This is a genomic window from Shewanella sp. ISS20 (assembly GCF_056522965.1).
This window is the reverse complement of sequence record NZ_JAWRZK010000001.1, coordinates 2263908-2282334: the sequence shown is the minus strand read 5'-3', so window position 1 is coordinate 2282334 and position 18427 is coordinate 2263908. Positions and strand designations below refer to the sequence as shown.

The 18427-nt window shown below is 45.9% G+C and carries 11 protein-coding genes and 1 riboswitch; of the genes, 8 read left to right on the top strand and 3 right to left on the bottom strand.

Annotated elements, in window-relative coordinates; translation table 11 throughout:
• Nucleotides 1–134: 134 nt before the first annotated feature.
• Nucleotides 135–2321 carry a TonB-dependent receptor family protein gene (locus AC1HDP_RS10465; RefSeq protein WP_479638713.1) on the bottom strand — a complete coding sequence of 729 codons (2187 nt, stop codon included), beginning with the start codon at nucleotides 2319–2321 and terminating at the stop codon, nucleotides 135–137.
• Nucleotides 2322–2696: 375 nt separating this feature from the next.
• Between AC1HDP_RS10465 and AC1HDP_RS10460 the strand changes: the two genes are divergently transcribed.
• From AC1HDP_RS10460 to AC1HDP_RS10440, 5 genes are all read left to right on the top strand, one after another.
• Nucleotides 2697–3407 (top strand): DUF3581 family protein, encoded by a 711-nt coding sequence (locus AC1HDP_RS10460; protein WP_479638712.1) that lies wholly within the window; start codon nucleotides 2697–2699, stop codon nucleotides 3405–3407.
• Between the two features lie 382 nt (nucleotides 3408–3789).
• Nucleotides 3790–7464 (top strand): ATP-binding protein, encoded by a 3675-nt coding sequence (locus tag AC1HDP_RS10455; RefSeq protein WP_479638711.1) that lies wholly within the window; start codon nucleotides 3790–3792, stop codon nucleotides 7462–7464.
• On the top strand, nucleotides 7465–8112 hold the full coding sequence (locus AC1HDP_RS10450; protein WP_479638710.1) for a condensin complex protein MksE: 648 nt from the start codon (nucleotides 7465–7467) through the stop codon (nucleotides 8110–8112). It abuts the gene before it with no gap.
• On the top strand, nucleotides 8109–9329 hold the full coding sequence (locus AC1HDP_RS10445; protein WP_479638709.1) for a phosphoenolpyruvate carboxylase: 1221 nt from the start codon (nucleotides 8109–8111) through the stop codon (nucleotides 9327–9329). Before AC1HDP_RS10450 ends, AC1HDP_RS10445 begins: the two co-directional genes overlap by 4 nt.
• A 459-nt stretch (nucleotides 9330–9788) precedes the next feature.
• Nucleotides 9789–11033: a dicarboxylate/amino acid:cation symporter gene (locus AC1HDP_RS10440; RefSeq protein WP_479638708.1), complete on the top strand. Its 1245-nt coding sequence runs from the start codon at nucleotides 9789–9791 to the stop codon at nucleotides 11031–11033.
• Nucleotides 11034–11214: 181 nt separating this feature from the next.
• Here the strand turns inward: AC1HDP_RS10440 and AC1HDP_RS10435 are convergent, their stop codons facing one another.
• Nucleotides 11215–12207, bottom strand: coding sequence for a class 1 fructose-bisphosphatase (locus tag AC1HDP_RS10435; protein WP_479638707.1), 993 nt, complete (start codon nucleotides 12205–12207; stop codon nucleotides 11215–11217).
• 151 nt (nucleotides 12208–12358) lie between these two features.
• On the opposite strand from AC1HDP_RS10435, the gene AC1HDP_RS10430 reads away from it, so the two are divergent.
• A complete protein-coding gene (locus tag AC1HDP_RS10430; protein WP_479638706.1) occupies nucleotides 12359–14620 on the top strand; it encodes a S9 family peptidase in 2262 nt (753 codons plus the stop codon).
• A gap of 266 nt (nucleotides 14621–14886) precedes the next feature.
• On the opposite strand, the gene arcA is transcribed toward AC1HDP_RS10430, so the two are convergent.
• The gene (gene arcA / locus AC1HDP_RS10425) at nucleotides 14887–15603 is read right to left on the bottom strand and encodes a two-component system response regulator ArcA (RefSeq protein ID WP_140933659.1); all 717 of its coding nucleotides are present in this window, start codon (nucleotides 15601–15603) and stop codon (nucleotides 14887–14889) included.
• Between the two features lie 643 nt (nucleotides 15604–16246).
• On the opposite strand from arcA, the gene AC1HDP_RS10420 reads away from it, so the two are divergent.
• Nucleotides 16247–16624: a DUF3293 domain-containing protein gene (locus tag AC1HDP_RS10420; protein ID WP_479638705.1), complete on the top strand. Its 378-nt coding sequence runs from the start codon at nucleotides 16247–16249 to the stop codon at nucleotides 16622–16624.
• Between the two features lie 123 nt (nucleotides 16625–16747).
• Nucleotides 16748–16922, top strand: a riboswitch (Lysine riboswitch).
• A 140-nt stretch (nucleotides 16923–17062) separates the two neighbouring features.
• Nucleotides 17063–18424 (top strand): lysine-sensitive aspartokinase 3, encoded by a 1362-nt coding sequence (gene lysC / locus AC1HDP_RS10415; protein ID WP_479638704.1) that lies wholly within the window; start codon nucleotides 17063–17065, stop codon nucleotides 18422–18424.
• The last annotated feature ends 3 nt before the right edge of the window (nucleotides 18425–18427 follow it).

Sequence of the window (18427 nt, the reverse complement as noted above, 5' to 3'; positions counted from 1 at the left end):
CAAATGAGCACTCATAAACATAAGGCGACCACAGGGTCGCCTTATGTTTATGAGTGCTCAGAGTTTTAAGCTTTGGTATTAAGCTTTGGTTTTAAGCTCTGCTATTAAGTGCTGGTCTTAGGGAATTCGCTCGGTTAGAACTGATAGCTATAACCTAAAGTCACAGTTCTAGGTTTTCCTGAGAAAATCGAGCCATGAATGCGAGTTGTCATATAAGTCTCATCCAATAAGTTCTCAGCTTGCAGATACACTTCTTGCTGCTTGGTAATAAAGTAGCGCGCGGATAAATCGACCACAGTTTTAGCGGCAATCAACTCATTGCTGGCTATGCTACCTTGCCCCGCTTCCGTGCGCATATCACTGGTATAACGGCCAGCAAGGGTAACTTGCCAGTCATCGGTTTGCGCGCCTAAGCCTAAATACAACTGATTGGTAGGTAAATACGGTAATTCATCACCCGCATTCACTTGTCCCCAGAAGTCAGAGGTAAAGCTATTGCTAAATTCGGTGTGGGTGTAAGTGTAAGCAATCTTCACTGGGAAGCTTACTTGTCCGTCGGCATTAAGCTCATAGCCTGCGCTCACTTCTAAGCCTTTAACATCCACTTCGCCAGCATTGTACTGATTACCTATGTTGTCATCAGCGCAGCCCTGCGCGGCTGTGCAGTTACCATGCATATTGCTGTAATCACTGTAAAAGGCCACTGCTTCGGCAGTAACTGCCTCTTGGCTGAAACGCGTGCCTAACTCATAGTTCCAGCTCTTTTCTACTTCCTCGGCTTCATTGCCAGGCGCTGCGGGCGCAAAGCCTTTTTGCACCCCAGTAAATACTAGCCATTCATCTGTGATGGTGTAACTCACAGCCAAGGCTGGCAGTAAGGCATCAAAGCTATTACTGATATCTTTAATTGGCGCGCCGATACGCCCTGGGTTAGCTTTACCCCAATCTTGGCGCTGAGTGGTGATGTCTTCATAACGTAAACCTGCGGTCACAGTAAACTTGTTAAAGCTCATCTTGTCTTCAGCGAAAAACGCCCAAGCCTTAGCGTTATCGAGCAAGTTAGCATCTGTGCCCGGCACGCCGGCATCACTTGGCGCTAAGGTCATTTGATATTCTTGGGTTAACTGATAATTATCGACCCACTGGAAGCGCTCCATTTGATCTTCATGGTAGCGCACGCCAAAGGCGAATTGATGTTGCTCTAAGTCCCAGTTGAGCTGAGTTTGCAGGCCTTGAGACAAGTAATCACGATTATTGGCCTTAACTTCAACCTTCATGCTGCTTAATGGTGACAGACCTGAATCGAACAAAGCCGCCGCGTCTATGCCGCCACTACTTAAGCCTTTGCCATTGACCTTGTTGGTTTTGTACCAGTTGCGGTGGAATTTATTGTAGTAAGCAACCGAGGCGAGATTAAGGGTATCGCTCCACTCAATCACATGATTGACCTGAATTTGTTGATGATCTGTGGTCATCTTATCTTTTTGCGAGGCGCTATAGCGGCTAAATGGCGCGCTGTTGTAGTCGGCCTCAGTTAATCCCATATAAGTTTCGTTTGAGGTTTCATCTGAATATTTAAGTTTAATTTGTAAGGCTTGGGCGTAAGTTGCGCTTTTGTCGCTATTAAAACTGACTTTAGCTAAGGCATCATTACGCTCAAAGCCGGTGTTACCGCCGACATGGTTAATGTCCCGAAAGCCATCGGCTTGATAGCGGAACACTTCAGCCACAGCGCCCACTTGCTCGCCTTGGCCGCCGCCATACACATGGCCTTTAGCAAAGCCATCTTGGCCAAGGGCGACATCAATTTTTCCGGCCATATCTTCATTGGGAATGCTGCGCGATATCAAGTTAATCACGCCGCCTGTGGTGCGCGGGCCGTACTTAATGGTTGAGCCGCCTTTCATGGCTTCAATCCGCTCCATTCGCCCAGGCGTTGGGAAATAATAAGCTTCAGGTGAGGCGTAAGGCGCGGGCGCGGCTAAGACGCCATCTTCCATGACAGTAATTTTTTCTGAGCGATTCTGCCCTGTGCCGCGCATACCAATATTGGGGCGCAGGCCATAACCATCTTCTTCCTGAATATAAATGCCAGGAATAGTCGCTAGGGTACGCATGATATCTGTGTATTTAAATTTATCTAACTCAGCTTGGGTTATCTCATGGCTACTTGATGGTGACTTATTGAGTGGGTTCTGCTGCCCAAAAATAGTGATGTGTTCAGACACATTAATATCGTCATCAGCCAGCAAGGGCGATGAGAAGCTCAGCAGTAATGCCGAGGTTAATATAGACAATTGAAGTGGTTTCGCCGCAAACATGAAAACTCCTAATAGCTAACTCTAAGGTTGCTGATAACGATAATGATTCGCATTATAGGTGCAATCACACTTATGTAAACAGTTTGTTTTGTTTGTTGCGTTTGTTGAGGTTGGTTTTGGCGATTTAATTACTGGCGCGGTTAATTGTTTTGTTGGTTGTTTGAGCAATTTACATTAGCCTAATGCTGCGGGACTGATTGATCCCCAAGGATGCAAAATTATTGCAGCCGTTAGCAACTCACTAAGGCTAAGGATTAGCCGTCATTCATGGCCAAGCCATCAAGGGCTGATTGTGGCTAAGGGTTAAGTCATCGGCTCTGTGTTTGCGTGATTCACGGTTACACTGTGGGCCAATCTGGGATGGATAAGAGAATCATGATGTTTTTAAATAAGTTTTTTAATGAGCGCCAAGGCTTTATCGATATTGATGCAGAGCAAGCGAGCTTGTTTGCTAAGTCGGTCGCAGGTGACTTTAATCCCATTCATGATATTGATGCTAAACGCTTTTGTGTGCCTGGCGATTTACTGTTCGCCATCTTATTAATGCATAACGGTTTACGCTCGCACATGGATTTTCGGTTTGCCGATATGGTGCCGGCCAATAAAAGCTTACGCTTACCGGCGGCGCAAGACTGCATGCAGTTACTAGATACTAACGACAAGTTGATTTTACAAGCCGATGCAAGTGGCGATATCACCAAAGAAACTCGCCAAATTGAGCAGTTTATTCGCCGTTATGTGGCATTTTCTGGGCTTAACTTTGTCCATATCATGGTGCCATTAATGCGTGAGCAGGGCGTGATGATTAATGCCGACCGACCCTTAGTCATTTATGAGCGCATGGGTTTTAGCTTATCGACGCTTGATTTTGAAGATATTGAACTGACATTAGTCGATGCGCGCCTTAGTCATGAAGGTAAGCGCGGCCAAGTGGATATTGATTTTGCCATTCATGCCAATGGCGCCTTGATAGGTAAGGGCTATAAGCGTTTAGTCTTAAGCGGCTTAAGGCCTTTTGAAGAAGAAAGCGTAGCGGCCATGTGTGATGAATACGCCCTGCGTACCGCCAATTTTATGGTGAAGTAATTTTCCATCATGCCGCTGTGATGGGTGAGCTTGCCCATCACAGTGCAGCGCTTAAGCCAAAGCGCAAGCCTTCATTCCCTTATTTAATACGCCTTTCTCTATTTGCCAAAACTTAGTCATGCCATAGTCATTTTTACTCAGCAACTAGAGTTTGTTATAGCGCTTGGCTATTAGATAGCGCGATAAGCCACTTAACTCTCAGTTTTGTCGGCAAAAACGGCAATTACCTTGAGGTAATTTGCTTGCACACTGGCTTTGGATTACCTTATTCACCTTTGAATATCAGTGACGCTTAACGTCATAGTTCACAACGGAATAAAGTGGTGTTTCAGTCGCCATTTAAGGTTTTGTGCCAGAGTTTGATGGCCATGCAAGGAATACCATGTCGAGCCTAAATCGTATTATTTTAATAGACACTCATTTGCCAGGTGTCGTAGAGCTGGCCCTTGATGGCCATACCAACATTTGTGGTACCAATGCCTCGGGTAAAACCACATTGCAGCGCCTAGTGCCGGTATTTTATGGTGAATACCCAAGCCGCGTTGTGCCATCAACTCGTGACAGCTTTGAGCGTTGGTATTTACCTAATGAAGCGAGCTACATCATTTATGAATATCGCAAGAGCGATAATCAGCTCTATCAAGCGATTTTATCCTCAGCCGGTGACGGCAAAGGCGTTAACTATCGCTTTGTGGCCACAGGTTTTGAGCTTGAAGATTATATTAAGCAGCGCCAAGGCAATGAAGTTATTTGCTACCCAGCCTCTGAGCTTGGGCGGCAATACAAGCGCTTGCAGGTAGCCACCACCAATTTACTTAATACCCGTGAATATCGCGCCATTATTCAAAACGATCGCGCGCTGTTAAGCACGGGCACTAATCGTCAAGAGCTGCGCGCTTATGCTCGCCAGTTTGCCTTATGCGATCCTGAATTTTCCCTGCGCCATATTGAAAAACTCGCTAAAGCCGTGCATTCCAAAGAAGGCAAGATGGAAACCGTCAAGTCGATGGTAGCCGCGATTTTAGAAGAAGACGGCGTTAATCCGCCAAGCTCGCGCTTAAATCCGCAGCGCGTGGAAGCCTGGATCCGTGAAAGTCAGCTTATTGCGGGATTTGAGCAAATTCGCCCTGAATTTGACAAGTTGGCCGATGAATTTGAGCAGCTGCAAGGCACTGAAGTGCGTCTGGCCAGCTTACATAAAGGCTATCGTCACGACGAAAGCTTAGAAGTGCAGCGACAAGATCAAGCGCAGCTCGATTCTAAAGCCACTAATCTCGCACTGAAACAGCTTGATGAAGAATGGAAAGACAGCCGCGATGAATTAAACCTTGAGCTCTCGGCGGCCAAAGGCGATATCAACAAGTTTGAAGATGAGTTAGATGCCATTGAAAATCAATATCAAAGCTTTATGGATGCAGATATTGATGCGGCAAAAGCGGCGTTAGCGACGTTGCCGCAGTGGCGCCAAGACTTACAAACCCTTAATGATAGACATAAGCTGCAAACCGAACAGCATCAAGACATAGAGGCCGCTTACAACGCCCGTCGCAGTGAATTAGGTGAGCAGTTAAATAGCGAATTAGAAAAGCTACACAACCAAGTCGATAAAAGCCGTGAGCAGCGCGATAGCCAAAAAGAATTGGCGCGCGCTGAACTGGAAAAGCTCGCCCAAGCTAACCGCGACGCTGAGCAGCAAGGTGTAGCGCGCTTTAACGAGCAAGAATATCAGCTCAAATTAGCCATGGCCGCTCATCAGTTAAAAATTGATAGCGTGAGTTATACCGAAGAAGAAAAGATGGCCTTGGCCGTGCTCGATGAGCGCATTAGTCTTGCCGATGAAGAGCAAGAAGTGTGCGCCGCTAAGCTTGAGCGTCTCAGCGCGCAGGAACGTAAGCTCAGAAGTGAGCGCGATAGAGCCGATGATGGCCTGCGTTTAGTCAGTAAGCGCGTAAATGAGCGCTTGTCTCAGCTCGATAACATTAAGCATGTGTTATTCCCTGAATCTCATACCTTACTTGAGTATTTGCGCCGTGAAGCGCCAGGCTGGGAGCTTGGCCTAGGTAAAATCATCGCCCCTGAATTATTGCATCGCACTGATTTGCGCCCTGTGCGTAGCAGTGAAGCTAATCAAGAAATCTTTGGTTTAACCTTTGATTTAAAAAGTTTAGATGTACCAGCCTACGCCGCCTCTGAACAAGATTTACGCCAGCAATTGCAGCAAGCGCAAGAGGCATTAGCCGCCGCACACTTAGCCCAGCAGCAAGCTGAAGACATGCTGGTATCAAGCAATCAAGCCCTTGAGGCTATTGGCCGAGAGCTCACCCAAGCGCGGGCGAATAATCAGCATAGCCGTGAAGAGCTGCGCCGCTTATTAGATGAAAAACGCACGCTGCAAGCGCAAGTGAACGCTGCCTTAAGTGAGCGTAAACAGCAAGCCGGTAAGCAGCTTACCTTGCTGCAAGCTGAAATAAAGCAGCTTATTAGCGACAAGCAAGCTTGGTTGGCTCAGCATCATGATGATGCTATGGAGCTGAAGATGGAGAAAACCGCGTTCTGGCAAGAAATTATCGGCGCGCTGGAATTAACCTTAACTCAGCAACAACAACAAATTAGCCATAGACGCGAGCACGCCAAAAGCGAGCAAAAGGCGTGTGACAGCTGGTATAAGAGCGAGCTTAAATCCCGCGGTGTCGATGAAGACCAAATTCTGCAGCTCAAACGCGACATCAAAGCCATTGAAGCTAAAATGGCGGGGGCTGAGCAAGGTCGCAGCCAAGTATTGCGCTTTGATGATTGGTATCAACACAGTTGGCGCCAGCGCAAACCTAAACTGCAAACCCAATTGGCCGACGTTAAAACCAGTTATACCCTGTTAGATCAACAGCTAAAAACCAAAACCGCCGAAGTTAAGCATAAGCGCGGCGAATTAGAAGCCGCCAAGCGCCTATCGGATAATAGCCAAGTCGAAGCGTCAGAAAACTTAACTAAGCTGCGCTCGTTATTAAGAAAACTGGCGGATATTAAGTTACCTAAAAACCTTGAAGAAGCGGCCGGTAGCATTGCCGAGCGCCTGCGCCAAGGTGATGAGTTACTGCTTAAACGTGAAAGCCTATTAAGCTCGGTAAAACAGTACGTTGATCACTTTGATAGCGTGATTGTTAGTCAATCTGGCTCAAGCCTAGCTGAAACTTGGGAGCGCGCGCGCACAGAAGCCACCCTCATCAACGACAAGGGCATTCGCTTACTGGATTACCGTAAATTGGTGCCAGCCTTGGCGCAGTTGCTTAATGTTATGGTGCCGCAATCTATTACGGCGCTGCGGGAACAAGGCCGAATTTTCGGTGTGGATTTAACGGCTTATTACGATGTGTTGGCCGATATTGACCGCCGTATTGCCAGTCAAAGCGCCCGTATTACCCGCGAAGTGGGTGAAGAGTTATTCCTAGATGGCGTGTCAGAATCGGCGGTGCGCATTCGCTCGCGCATCAGTGAATTAGAGTTCTGGCCCGAGCTTGAGCAGTTTGTTAAGGCGTTCCGTCAATGGCAAGCCGATGGCTTTAGCGGTCTGCCGGCTGAAGATTACGTCAACAGCATGCGCCGCGCGTTAGATATTATTGGCCGCAGCGCACTTACGGGCGGCGTAGCTAAGTTGCTGGAAATTGAACTGCGCCTTAAAGAAGGTCATTCAGATTTGATTATCCGCACTGACCGTCAGCTTAATGAATCCTCAAGTCACGGCATGGCCTATTTGATTTTATGTAAGTTTTTGCTGGCCTTTACCCGCTTATTGCGCGGCGATGCCGAAGTGACTGTGCATTGGCCGATAGATGAGCTCGGCACCTTGCATCACAACAACGTCAAAAAAATCTTTGATGCCTGTGAAAACAACAACATTAGTGTGCTTGGCGCCTTCCCGAATCCTGAATCGGAAGTGCTTAATTTGTTTGCGAATCGCTACATTATCAATAAGCAGACCCGCAAGTTACAAGTCGTTAAACCTAAGGTGAATCCGCTGGCGGATAAATTAAAAGCCTTAGCCGCACAAGAGGTGGTGTAAATGGAACAAGTCACTTTGATGGCGAGCCAAGGCGAGCTGGTTGAGCGTTTATTAAAAGGCGAGTTTATTTGCCGCACTAGCGGTGAAGATCAATGGCGCGCCCTTAAAAACCCAGCTAACCGCGAGCAGATTGAGCATTATCTTAATCAAATCAATCGCACTTTATGTAGCGCCGCCGAAGGCGAAGTATTCTTTTGCGGTTATCTGCAACTGGGTGAACACGAGCGCAAAGTTATTTCCGCGCAGTTTAAGGAAATCTGTCAGACACTCATTCCTATGGTGGAATGGTTAGTGCTGATGCAAGAAGCTTCAGGCCAAGATGCCTCATTAGTCGAAGGCTCAGCGTTACGCTTGACTGAATTGCAAACTCGCATTGAAGATACCCCTGCGCTGCGCGAGCAGCTTACAACGTTAAGTCAGTACCGCTTATTTGGCTCAACCTCGACCAATGTGGACGCGCAAATTAAGTTAGTATTTAAGCGCTTAGTCGAGCTTGGCTATTTGCTTAAACCTAACCCAGAAAAGCAAATTTATCTGGCCACGGGCAAGGTTGATTATCTTTATGAAGTGATCCGCTTTATTGATGAAACCGAAGGTTTGCAGTTAGAGGCTCAAGCAGAAACTGCCACCCAGAGGGATTTGTTATGAGTACTAACTTGCATCAGGCTGGGGTCAAACTGCTAAAGCAGCTTGGCCGCCACAGTGATGTGATCATGGACGTGTATTTAGCCGGTTCCCTTAGCGACAATCAGCATGATCCTGCTGTAATAGATAAGCTGCAAAAGGCGGGGATTTTGTGGCGCCCAGAGCCGCAAGAACCGCTGCGCCTAAAGCGTACTTTACGCGCCTTGCTGGAAGAGGGCTTAAGTGATGATCGCAATCGTCAAATCGATGCCAATGCGGGCTCAGCACTAGCTACCATTAAGACCTTGGCAGAGCACTATAAAGAAGCGCGCCATCAGCTGGATTTTAGCGCTGCAGAAGCCTATCTCAATGATTTAAATGAGCATGTGTATAGCTTTACCGAAGGTTTACGTTATGCCATTCGGGTATTGTGGAGCCGGATTAACAACGAGTTTGGTTATGTCGGTACTATTAGTGCCAAAATTCGTGAAAATGAATTAGCCCAAAGCCAAGTGACTGAATTACTTAATGGCTTAGCTATGCTGCATTTTGATGAGCTGGCGACGATAGCGGGTGATATTCGCGAGCTTAGGCGTTTATTGGTCACTAGCCTGCAAGATCAAATGAGTTACTGCGCGCAGGAACTGTCGGTCGTGCAAGGGCGCTTGCTTGAGCTACTTGGGCGTTTTCGTCAAATTCAGGGGCGTACGCGATTACTCAAGGGCTTTTTGTTACACACGGATTTACACCCAGATTATCGGGTTGAAAATCATGTGGCCCATCAACAGATAGCCAATTTGTTTAATCGCGCCGATGCCATTTTAGCCCCAGCCCATGTGGATGTGCATAACAGCCTGCATGAAACCGATTTGCTTGAAATCGTCTCTAAAATCAAAAGTATTAGTCATTTAAACTTGGCTGATAAGGCGAACGCTGAGCCGCAGTTGATGTCCCTTGGCGAAAATGATGATTTTACTGTGGCTGACGACCCGCTGAAACTCGCGGTTGAGCAATATTTCATGGCCGTGATTGATTCAGGTGTGCGCCAATCGGCGCTTGAGTATCTGCAATCGCAACAGCTTACTTGGGGCAGTGAAGCATGGTTATATCAAGTGATTTGTGGCTATGACGGCTTGGCCGATGAGTATCGCCAATTTTTCGAGCTTGAACCAATAGGTGATAATCATCCTGTATATACAGGTAATTTTATCATTCGCGATGTGGAGTTGTGGATGGCGTAAGCCATTTGCATTTGGCCATCATCTAGGCCTTTAGCACTAAGCGATTTAAGAAAAAGCAGTCAATGACTGCTTTTTATTGAGCGAAATTTAGCGTGTATTGCACTCATTAATCGCGTTAAATCTCGCTCCAAGACTAGCGGCTTTACTATTGCTAGCTTATTTCACCTTTACTTATGCTTACTTTAGTTGTTTTCACTGGTTAGTTGTTAAGTTATTCCTGTTAAAGCAAGCGCTTAGCCCACTCTGACACTCATGATTATTTTTAGCACAAAATCATACTTGAATAATTTTATTTAAAATCAAGGTGTTACTTCTTTTCTAATTGCTGCGCTTAAGCTTTGGTTGCTTGCTTGTTGGTTTTTTGGGTTGAAATTTATGGCCGCATGTTTCACTATCCAAGACCTACAAACATAAAAAATAATAATAAAAACGGGCACTTCTGCTGTTTGAAGGGATTATATGACTAGTCGTTCATTATCAGTTCGTATCTTTTTGGGGTTACTTTTGGGTCTGTGCTTAGGCTCAGTAGTGCAATATGTCTTAAGTGATATTGGCTTCTTTGGCAATGACTTGGTGGTGTTGGCAGGTGGCTTAGGCACTATGTTCGTCAACATGATCATGATGCTGGTGGTGCCCTTAGTCTTTGTCTCCATAGTGTGCGGCGTGTGTGAGCTGCAAGATTTGAAAAGTTTTGGCCGCTTAGGTACCAAAACCTTTAGTTTTTATGTGATTAATACTGTGCTTTCCATAGGCGCCGCCTTTACTGTGGTCATGCTGATTAACCCAGGCTCCGGGGTTGATATGCGCAGCGGCACCGAGGTGACATTAAGCTCGACTGAGCTGCCAAGTTTAATGACCTTGATAGTCAATATAGTGCCGAGCAATCCTATCGCTGCCTTTACCTCGGGCAACATGCTGCAAATCATTTTTATGGCACTGCTCTTTGGCGGCGTTATGAAATCCATGGGCGAGAGCGTAGTTGGTGCGGTTGATGGCTTTCAAATCCTAAATAGCATAATGATGAAACTGATTGGCGTGGTGATGTCGCTAGCGCCTATTGGGGTGTTTTGTTTGATGTTTAAGTTAGGTGCCACGTTAGATGCCGCGGTATTTACTAGTTTGCTGCAATATTTGCTGCTTAATATTGGCTTGTTAGTGCTGTGGGTGTTTGTGGTGTATCCCGCCGCCGTTGGTATATTTACCCCCATTAGCGCCGCTGAATTTAGGCGCCAAACCCGTGAGCAAATACTGTTTTCATTATCAACTGCCAGCTCAAACGCCACCATACCAGTCACCATGCGCACCTTAACCGACAAACTTGGCGTGAGCCGCGCCGTGGCAGGTTTTGGGGTGCCGCTTGGCGCGACTATGAACATGGGCGGGGTGTCGATTTACATTACTGTCGCTACTTTCTTTATTGCCAATGCTTTTGGTATGCCAATTACCTTGGAGCAAGTACCAACCGTGTTGTTTAGCGTGTTCTTGTTATCAGTAGGTGCAGGCGGCGTGCCTGGCGGCGGTATGGTGATGATAGGTGTGCTTATCTATCAAATGGGCTTACCCATTGAAGCCTTTGCCTTTGTGGCAGCCCTTGATAGATTAATTGATACCATAGTGACGTCGTGCAACGTCGTCGGGGATACCGCAGTGCTGACTATCGTTGATCAAACCGAAAAGCAGCATAATAGCGCGCAGGGAGTTTGAGGGGTAAGCGGCTTTCTTTGAGCACTTTAATGGGCGCTTAAATTAGCGGTTTGATTCGCCTCAATTCACGGTTCCATTTATGGTTTAACTCACTTTAGGCGCTGCAATAAAAAATCCGGCACTGGCCGGATTTCTATTGAGTTCACATACTATTTATTAGCGCTATTTTTAGGGCTTTTTATTAGCATTCTGGCTCTTGGTCATCGTAATGCTGACCATGATATTCAAGGCAGGCATTCACTTCGTTGGCTGAGCCTAAAATCACGGCTACGCGTTCATGAATATGCTGTGGCTCAATATCTAAAATGGTTTCGTAACCGGTTGAGGCTACGCCGCCCGCTTGCTCTACCAAGAATGCCATAGGGTTGGCTTCATACATAAGGCGCAGCTTAAAAGGTTTTTTAGAGTCTTTGTTGTCAGCCGGATAAGTAAAAATCCCGCCGCGACATAAGACGCGGTGCACGTCGCCTACCATAGCTGCAATCCAGCGCATATTGAAGTTGCGCTCACGAGGGCCAATTTTACCCAGCAATAAGTCACTGATATAACTTTGCATTGGCGCTTCCCAGAAACGCTGATTTGACATGTTAATGGCAAATTCGCTGGTATCTGGGCTGATGCTCATGGCGGCGTCAGTCAGTAAAAATTCATTGGTGCTCGGATCTAAGGTGAACAGTTGCACGCCATGACCTGTGGTTAAGGCCAACATAGTTGATGGCCCATAAAGGACATAACCGGCAGCCACTTGGGCGCGGCCAGATTGCAAGAAACTCTTAGCGCTCACATCCCCTGCTGGCGCTGGCAGTACAGAAAAAATAGTGCCCACTAAGGAGTTAATATCAATGTTTGATGAGCCATCCAGTGGGTCGAAACACACTAAATAACTGCCTTGGCTATTGAAGGCAACGATATCATCTTCTTCTTCAGAGGCTAAGGCTTTGACATGGCTGTCTTGGGCTAAGGCATCTTTGAGCATGTCGTTAGTGATGATATCCAGTTTTTTCTGAGTTTCACCTTGCACGTTTTCTTGCTCTGTCGCACCAAGTACGCCGGCAAGTGCGCCTTGTCTAACGGCGCTGCTAATGTCTTTAGCACTGTTAGCCAGAGTGTGTATGACTTGCGTCAGTGAAGCGTTAAGTGGCTGTGAAGCTAGCACTTGAGTCAAGGTTTGCATCTGAAATCCTCATTTTCATTATTAAAATAGGGTCATTCACGCGAGATGGTGCGGATAATAACGCAGACAAAAGTAAAATTCAGCGACAGAGTTTGGTTTTTACCCAAATTCAGGCAGAATCAGGCGAAGATAAAATCATCAGGGAATAATAATGACTAGAAAATGGATCCCGCTGGCAGCGCTTGCCATGCCCTTTGCGCTCTCTGCCGAGGCGCTTACCCCCGTATTAACCGCGCCTATGGGAGATTCGACCCCATTAGCCATTGCTAGAATGCATGACTCGCCAGCTTTAGAAGGCAATAGTCCGCGCGGGCTAAAATTATCCCCTGATGGCCAGCGAGTAACCTATTTAGCGCCGCGCAGCGATAATCAGCATTTTTTTGATTTGTGGCAGATGGAGATAAGTTCAGGTAAACATTCACGTTTACTCGATGCCAGTTTACTTAAAGCTAACGAGTTGTCTGACGAAGAAAAAGCTCGGCGCGAGCGCCAACGTATTTATGGCGCCGGCATTATGGAATATGACTGGTCGAGCGATGGCAAGAGTGTGCTGATTCCTTCTGCCGGTAACCTGTATTTATATCAAGTTAACACAGAGCAATTACAACCCTTAGCAATTACAGGGTTTGCCACCGATGCCAAAGTGTCGCCCCAAGGCAAATTTGTGTCTTACATTAAAGATCAAAATTTGTTTATTTATGAGTTAGCCACAAACAGCGAACGGCAACTGACCTTTGATGGTGGCGAGCACATTAAAAATGGCATGGCAGAATTTGTGGCCCAAGAAGAAATGGGGCGCATGACAGGTTACTGGTGGGCGCCCGATGATAGCGCGCTTGCCTATACCCGCATTGATGAATCGCCAGTGGAATTAGTTACGCGTAATGAGATTTATGCTGATGGCATTAAGCTCACTGAGCAGCGCTACCCTTATGCGGGCAAGGCCAATGTGTTGATTGAGCTTGGCGTATTATCTCTGGGCTCTGGAAAAACGACTTGGCTGGATTTAGGTGCTGATACCAATGGTTATTTGGCGCGAGTCGACTGGTTGCCTGATGCTTCTGGTTTAAGTTTTCAGTGGCAAAATCGCAGTCAGCAGCAGTTAGATTTACGCTTAGCCAGTTTGAAACCGGCAGCAACAGAGTCGCAAGCAGTGACCACATTGAGCACTGTAACCTTACTCACGGAAAAGAGTGATGCTTGGATTAACCTCAATGACGACTTAACTTTTTTAACCCCATCAGGTTTTATTTGGGCGTCAGAGCGCAGTGGCTATAAGCATTTATATCTGTATGACGCTAAAGGTCAATTGCAAAAGCCATTAACCTCTGGCAAGTGGGCGGTGGATAAGATTGAATATGTCGATGAAGCCAATGGTTGGGTGTATTTTACCGGCCGTAAAGATACTGTCATTGAAAGCCGAATTTATCGGGTTGCCATAGCCTCAGGTGCCATTGAAGATGTTGGCGTGCGTGCTGGCATGCACGCCCCAGTATTTGCTAAAAATCGCGCTATTTATCTTGATTACTTTAGCTCCCTTGCGCAGCCGCCTCAGGTGAGTTTGCATGATGGCGCTGGCAAGTTATTAACTTGGGTTGAGCAAAATACGGTTGATAAACAGCATCCTTTATATCCCTATTTTGGTTTATGGCAATTGCCAGAGTTTGGTACCTTAGCGGCTGCTGATGGCCAAGCCTTAGTGTACCGCTTATTTAAGCCCGCAGATTTTAATGCAACTAAGCAATACCCTGTAGTAGTGCGGGTTTATGGCGGCCCCCATGCACAATTAGTGACTAACAGCTGGAGTAATCATGATTATTTTACGCAGCATTTATTGCAGCGCGGCTATTTAGTCTTTCAGTTAGATAATCGCGGCAGTGCTAATCGCGGTACTCGATTTGAGCAGGTGATTTATCAAAACTTAGGCGAGCTTGAAGTTATCGATCAGCAGCTTGGGGTTAAGTATCTGCGTAATTTACCTTACGTGGCCGATGATCGGATTGCTATTTTTGGCCATAGCTATGGCGGTTATATGGCGTTAATGAGTAAGTTTAAAGCGCCGCAGGATTTTAAAGTTGCAATTTCAGGGGCGCCAGTCACAGATTGGAGCCTATATGATACGTATTATACTGAGCGTTATATGGGGCATCCACTGACCAATGCCGCTGGATATCAGCGCGCCTCGGTATTGCCTCATGTCGGCCAATATGACAGAGGTTTATTGATGTATCACGGTATGGCGGATGATAATGTGTTGTTTGAAAATAGCACGCGGGTTTATAAGGCCTTACAAGATCAAGGCAAATTATTCCAAATGATTGATTATCCTGGCTCAAAGCATTCAATGCAGGGCAATGCGGTGCGCAGTCATTTATATTTATCGATTGCGGATTTTCTTGACCGTGAGTTATAAACTGCCCTAAGGCGTTTAGCTTAAAGTATTAAGGCGGCTAATCGCCGCTTTAATAACGTTTATAATTGGCGATTATTTTTAGCGATTATGTTCAGAGTTAGTTTTCTGGCTTAATTATTTGGTTAATGACTGACTTAATAAAGGCTTAAAGGCTTAAAGGCTTAAAGGCTTAAAGGCTTAATTAATAAAAGCTTTAAACAAAAACTTAAATGTAAGCCAATAAAAAAGCCGCTAATCATAGCGGCTTTTTTGTATCACCGAAGTGATTAATCTTCTAAGTTACCGCAAAAACGGTAGCCTTCACCATGAATGGTGGCGATGATTTCTGGAGTATCAGGCTGGCTTTCGAAATGCTTACGGATACGACGAATCGTCACGTCAACAGTACGATCGTGTGGCTTAAGCTCACGACCAGTCATCTTCATCAGTAAGTCAGCGCGGCTCAGAATCTTACCTGGGTTCTCAACAAAGTGCAGCATAGCGCGGAACTCACTGCGTGGCAGCTTGTATGATTCGCCTTGCGGGCTCACTAATGAGCGGCTGTTGATTTCCAAAGACCAGCCATTGAAGCGGTAGAATTCAACTGAACTCTTTTCTTCAACGTCTTGGCCAGTGCTGCTTACGCGAGTCAGCAGGTTACGAGCACGAATGGTCAATTCTCTTGGGTTGAATGGCTTAGTGATATAATCATCAGCACCAATTTCCAAACCTAAGATTTTATCAACTTCATTGTCACGGCCAGTTAAGAAAATCAGGCCAATGTTGTTGATTTCACGCAATTCGCGCGCTAACAGCAAACCATTTTTACCTGGCAAGTTAATATCCATCACCACTAGGTTGATTTTATTTTCCTGCAGGGCTTTATGCATTTCTGCGCCATCATTGGCCTCAGTTACCACATATCCTTCTGCTTCAAAAATACTTCTCAGCGTATTGCGGGTAACTGCTTCATCTTCAACGATCAGAATGTGCGGGTTTTGCATGTCATTTACCTAAAAAAATTTAATCAAATTATCGCTAACGATAAACAGTTACGAGTCAATATTTCACTCAGCTAAATTGCAATAACAACTAGCCAGTCCCTATCAATAATTGAAGGGGCTAAACAGCACTGTATAAGGTTAGTAAAATCTGCAATATCCATGGAGTTTTTTTGAAACTCCCAGGGAAAATACGATAGTTGCTTACACTTCGAGTAACAATTAACGAAATAAGTTCCGTCACAGTTGTAGGTTTGTGAAGGTTATTAAATCATCAATTCAAAAATGAGTTTCATTGCAACTGAGTTGCCATCCTTTTAAACCGATTCGTGAAATGTGAGTGTCGGTGTTGACGCCCTAGGATGGTGGTTAGCTAATCAACCCTAATAGTGTACTCGTTTTAGGCATTTGTTAACAAATTAATTGTTAAAAAAATCGTGAATTGACGTGATCTTAATCAATTTTTGCAGAAATCGTTTGCAAAAGCACCATGCCCAAGGGGTTGCCATAGTGAGCTTGAGCCAGTTTTTCTGAATTTGCTGCTAAAGCAGACTAAACTGTGGATGCATTTTTGTTCATTAAAAGGTATTTGTCTATGACACAGATCACAATTGAACTGTGGCGGGCTTATTAGAGTAGTGTGTTCATGTTAACACAAGCGCTAACCCCCAGTATTGATTTTGCCATTATTACCGCGGCCAACCCTTTAGGTGTACCTCATTTACCCGGTCAAAACCGCCTCTATGATAGGCAATTGCAACAAGATATTGATGAGCTAAGAGTGCCATATCGGCGCATTCTTGGGGCTAGCCCAGATTTATCTCATGTTGAGGCGAGTTGGGCGGTAATTTTACCTTTAGCCGATGCCTTAGATTTAGGGCGGCGCTGGCAACAATTAGCCATTTACTATGTGAGTGGTAATCGTCTGGGGTTATTTAGCTGTAGCGATGCTAATTCTCGGCTTGATTTAGGGGCTTTTAGTGAGCGCGTAACCTTAGTCAATGAGTTACCTAGCTATAGCTGATGATTAATCTGGGCATTGTTAATTTTCTATTGGTCATCAACACAAGTTATTTTTTGACCTCCTTTGTTTTTTGTTGACCTCGAGTATAAACAATTGTTAACGTTCAGGTGTTCATTGTAATGAACATTCAGAAGAGGCGCGTTGACCAGGTACGCAATAATAAGGGCACATTCCCTGATTATTATTGCGAAGGGGGAGCAACGCCGAGTGAGACGCACGAATGTGAGTGCTGATTGCGGTCAAGTGGGCTGAATCCCACTGATTGTCACCTGAGTTTAGGTGGAGAGCTTCTGGTGGCAATTATCTCCTTCTGTTGCTTTAGCAGGCTGTTGATCTCATTTCGCCCCAGGCTCTTCGAACATTTTTGGGTTCGGAGTGTGTTATGTCTAACAATCTTAATATATTGTCTATCCTCGCTCATAGGTTGGAGGGTGATTTATGTCTATCGATAAACTAGTAGTCGCTAAGTTTGGCGGCACATCCCTTGCCAATAGCGATGCCTTAACACTCAGTGCCAAGATAATTTTAAATGATGCGAGTCGCCGTGTAGTAGTGGTGAGCGCGGCCGCCGGAGTCACTAATCTGTTAGTCGAATTAACGACTGTGACAGATGATGAGCAGCGCTTTAAACTATTAAAAGATATCGCCGCCATTCAATATAAAATTTTAGATGCGCTGCATCGTCCCAACGATGTTGCTGCTAGTATCGATGGTCTATTAAGTCGCATTGCCGTATTGAGCGAGCGTTTATTAATAGAAAGCACTAAAGCGCTTAAAGATGAGTTGCTCGCGTGCGGCGAATTGTGTTCATCACAATTGTTTGCCGCCACCTTAAGAGAATTAGGCGTAAACGCGATTAGTTTCGATGTGCGGCAAATTCTGCGCACAGACAGTCACTTTGGCCGCGCTGAGCCACAAATTGATATGATAGCTCAGTTGGCACAATTACATTTAGCGCCTCTATTTGATAAGCAAGTGGTCGTCACTCAAGGCTTTATTGGCAGTGATGACCACGGCATGACGACTACCTTAGGTCGCGGTGGCAGTGATTACTCAGCGGCGTTATTAGCTGAAGCCTTAGGCGCCAATGCGGTTGAAATTTGGACCGATGTTGCGGGTATTTATACTACTGACCCAAGACTTGCGGCTAATGCTAAGCCACTGGCTGAAATCAGCTTTAATGAAGCAGCGGAAATGGCGACGTTTGGCGCCAAAGTACTCCATCCTGCCACCATTTTACCTGCGGTGCGCCGCGGTATTGAAGTGTTTGTGGGTTCAAGTCGTGAGCCAGAGCGCGGCGGCACTTGGATTCGCAATCGCATCGATAATCCTCCTTTGTATCGCGCCATTGCGGTAAGGCGCGATCAAACCTTATTAAATTTGCACAGTTTACAAATGTTGCACGCTCGAGGCTTCTTAGCTGAAACCTTTGCGACGTTAGCGCGTCATAAGATAAGCGTTGATTTAATTACTACTTCAGAAGTGAACGTGGCGCTTACCTTAGATAAAACCGGTTCAGATTCGAGTGGTGAAGGCTTGCTAAGCGATCATTTACTCACTGAATTAGCTCAGCATTGCCGGGTGCAAGTGGAGCAGGGGTTAGCGTTAGTCGCGATTATCGGTAATCGTATTGCGACAACTCCTGGTGTGTGCAAATTGGTTTTTGAGGTGCTGGAAAACATTAATGTGCGCATGGTTTGCCAAGGCGCGAGTCCACATAATTTATGTGTGTTAGTGGCAGAGGCCGATGTGCCGCAATTAGTCGCGACCTTGCATCAACGCTTATTTGATGTGGCTTAAGAT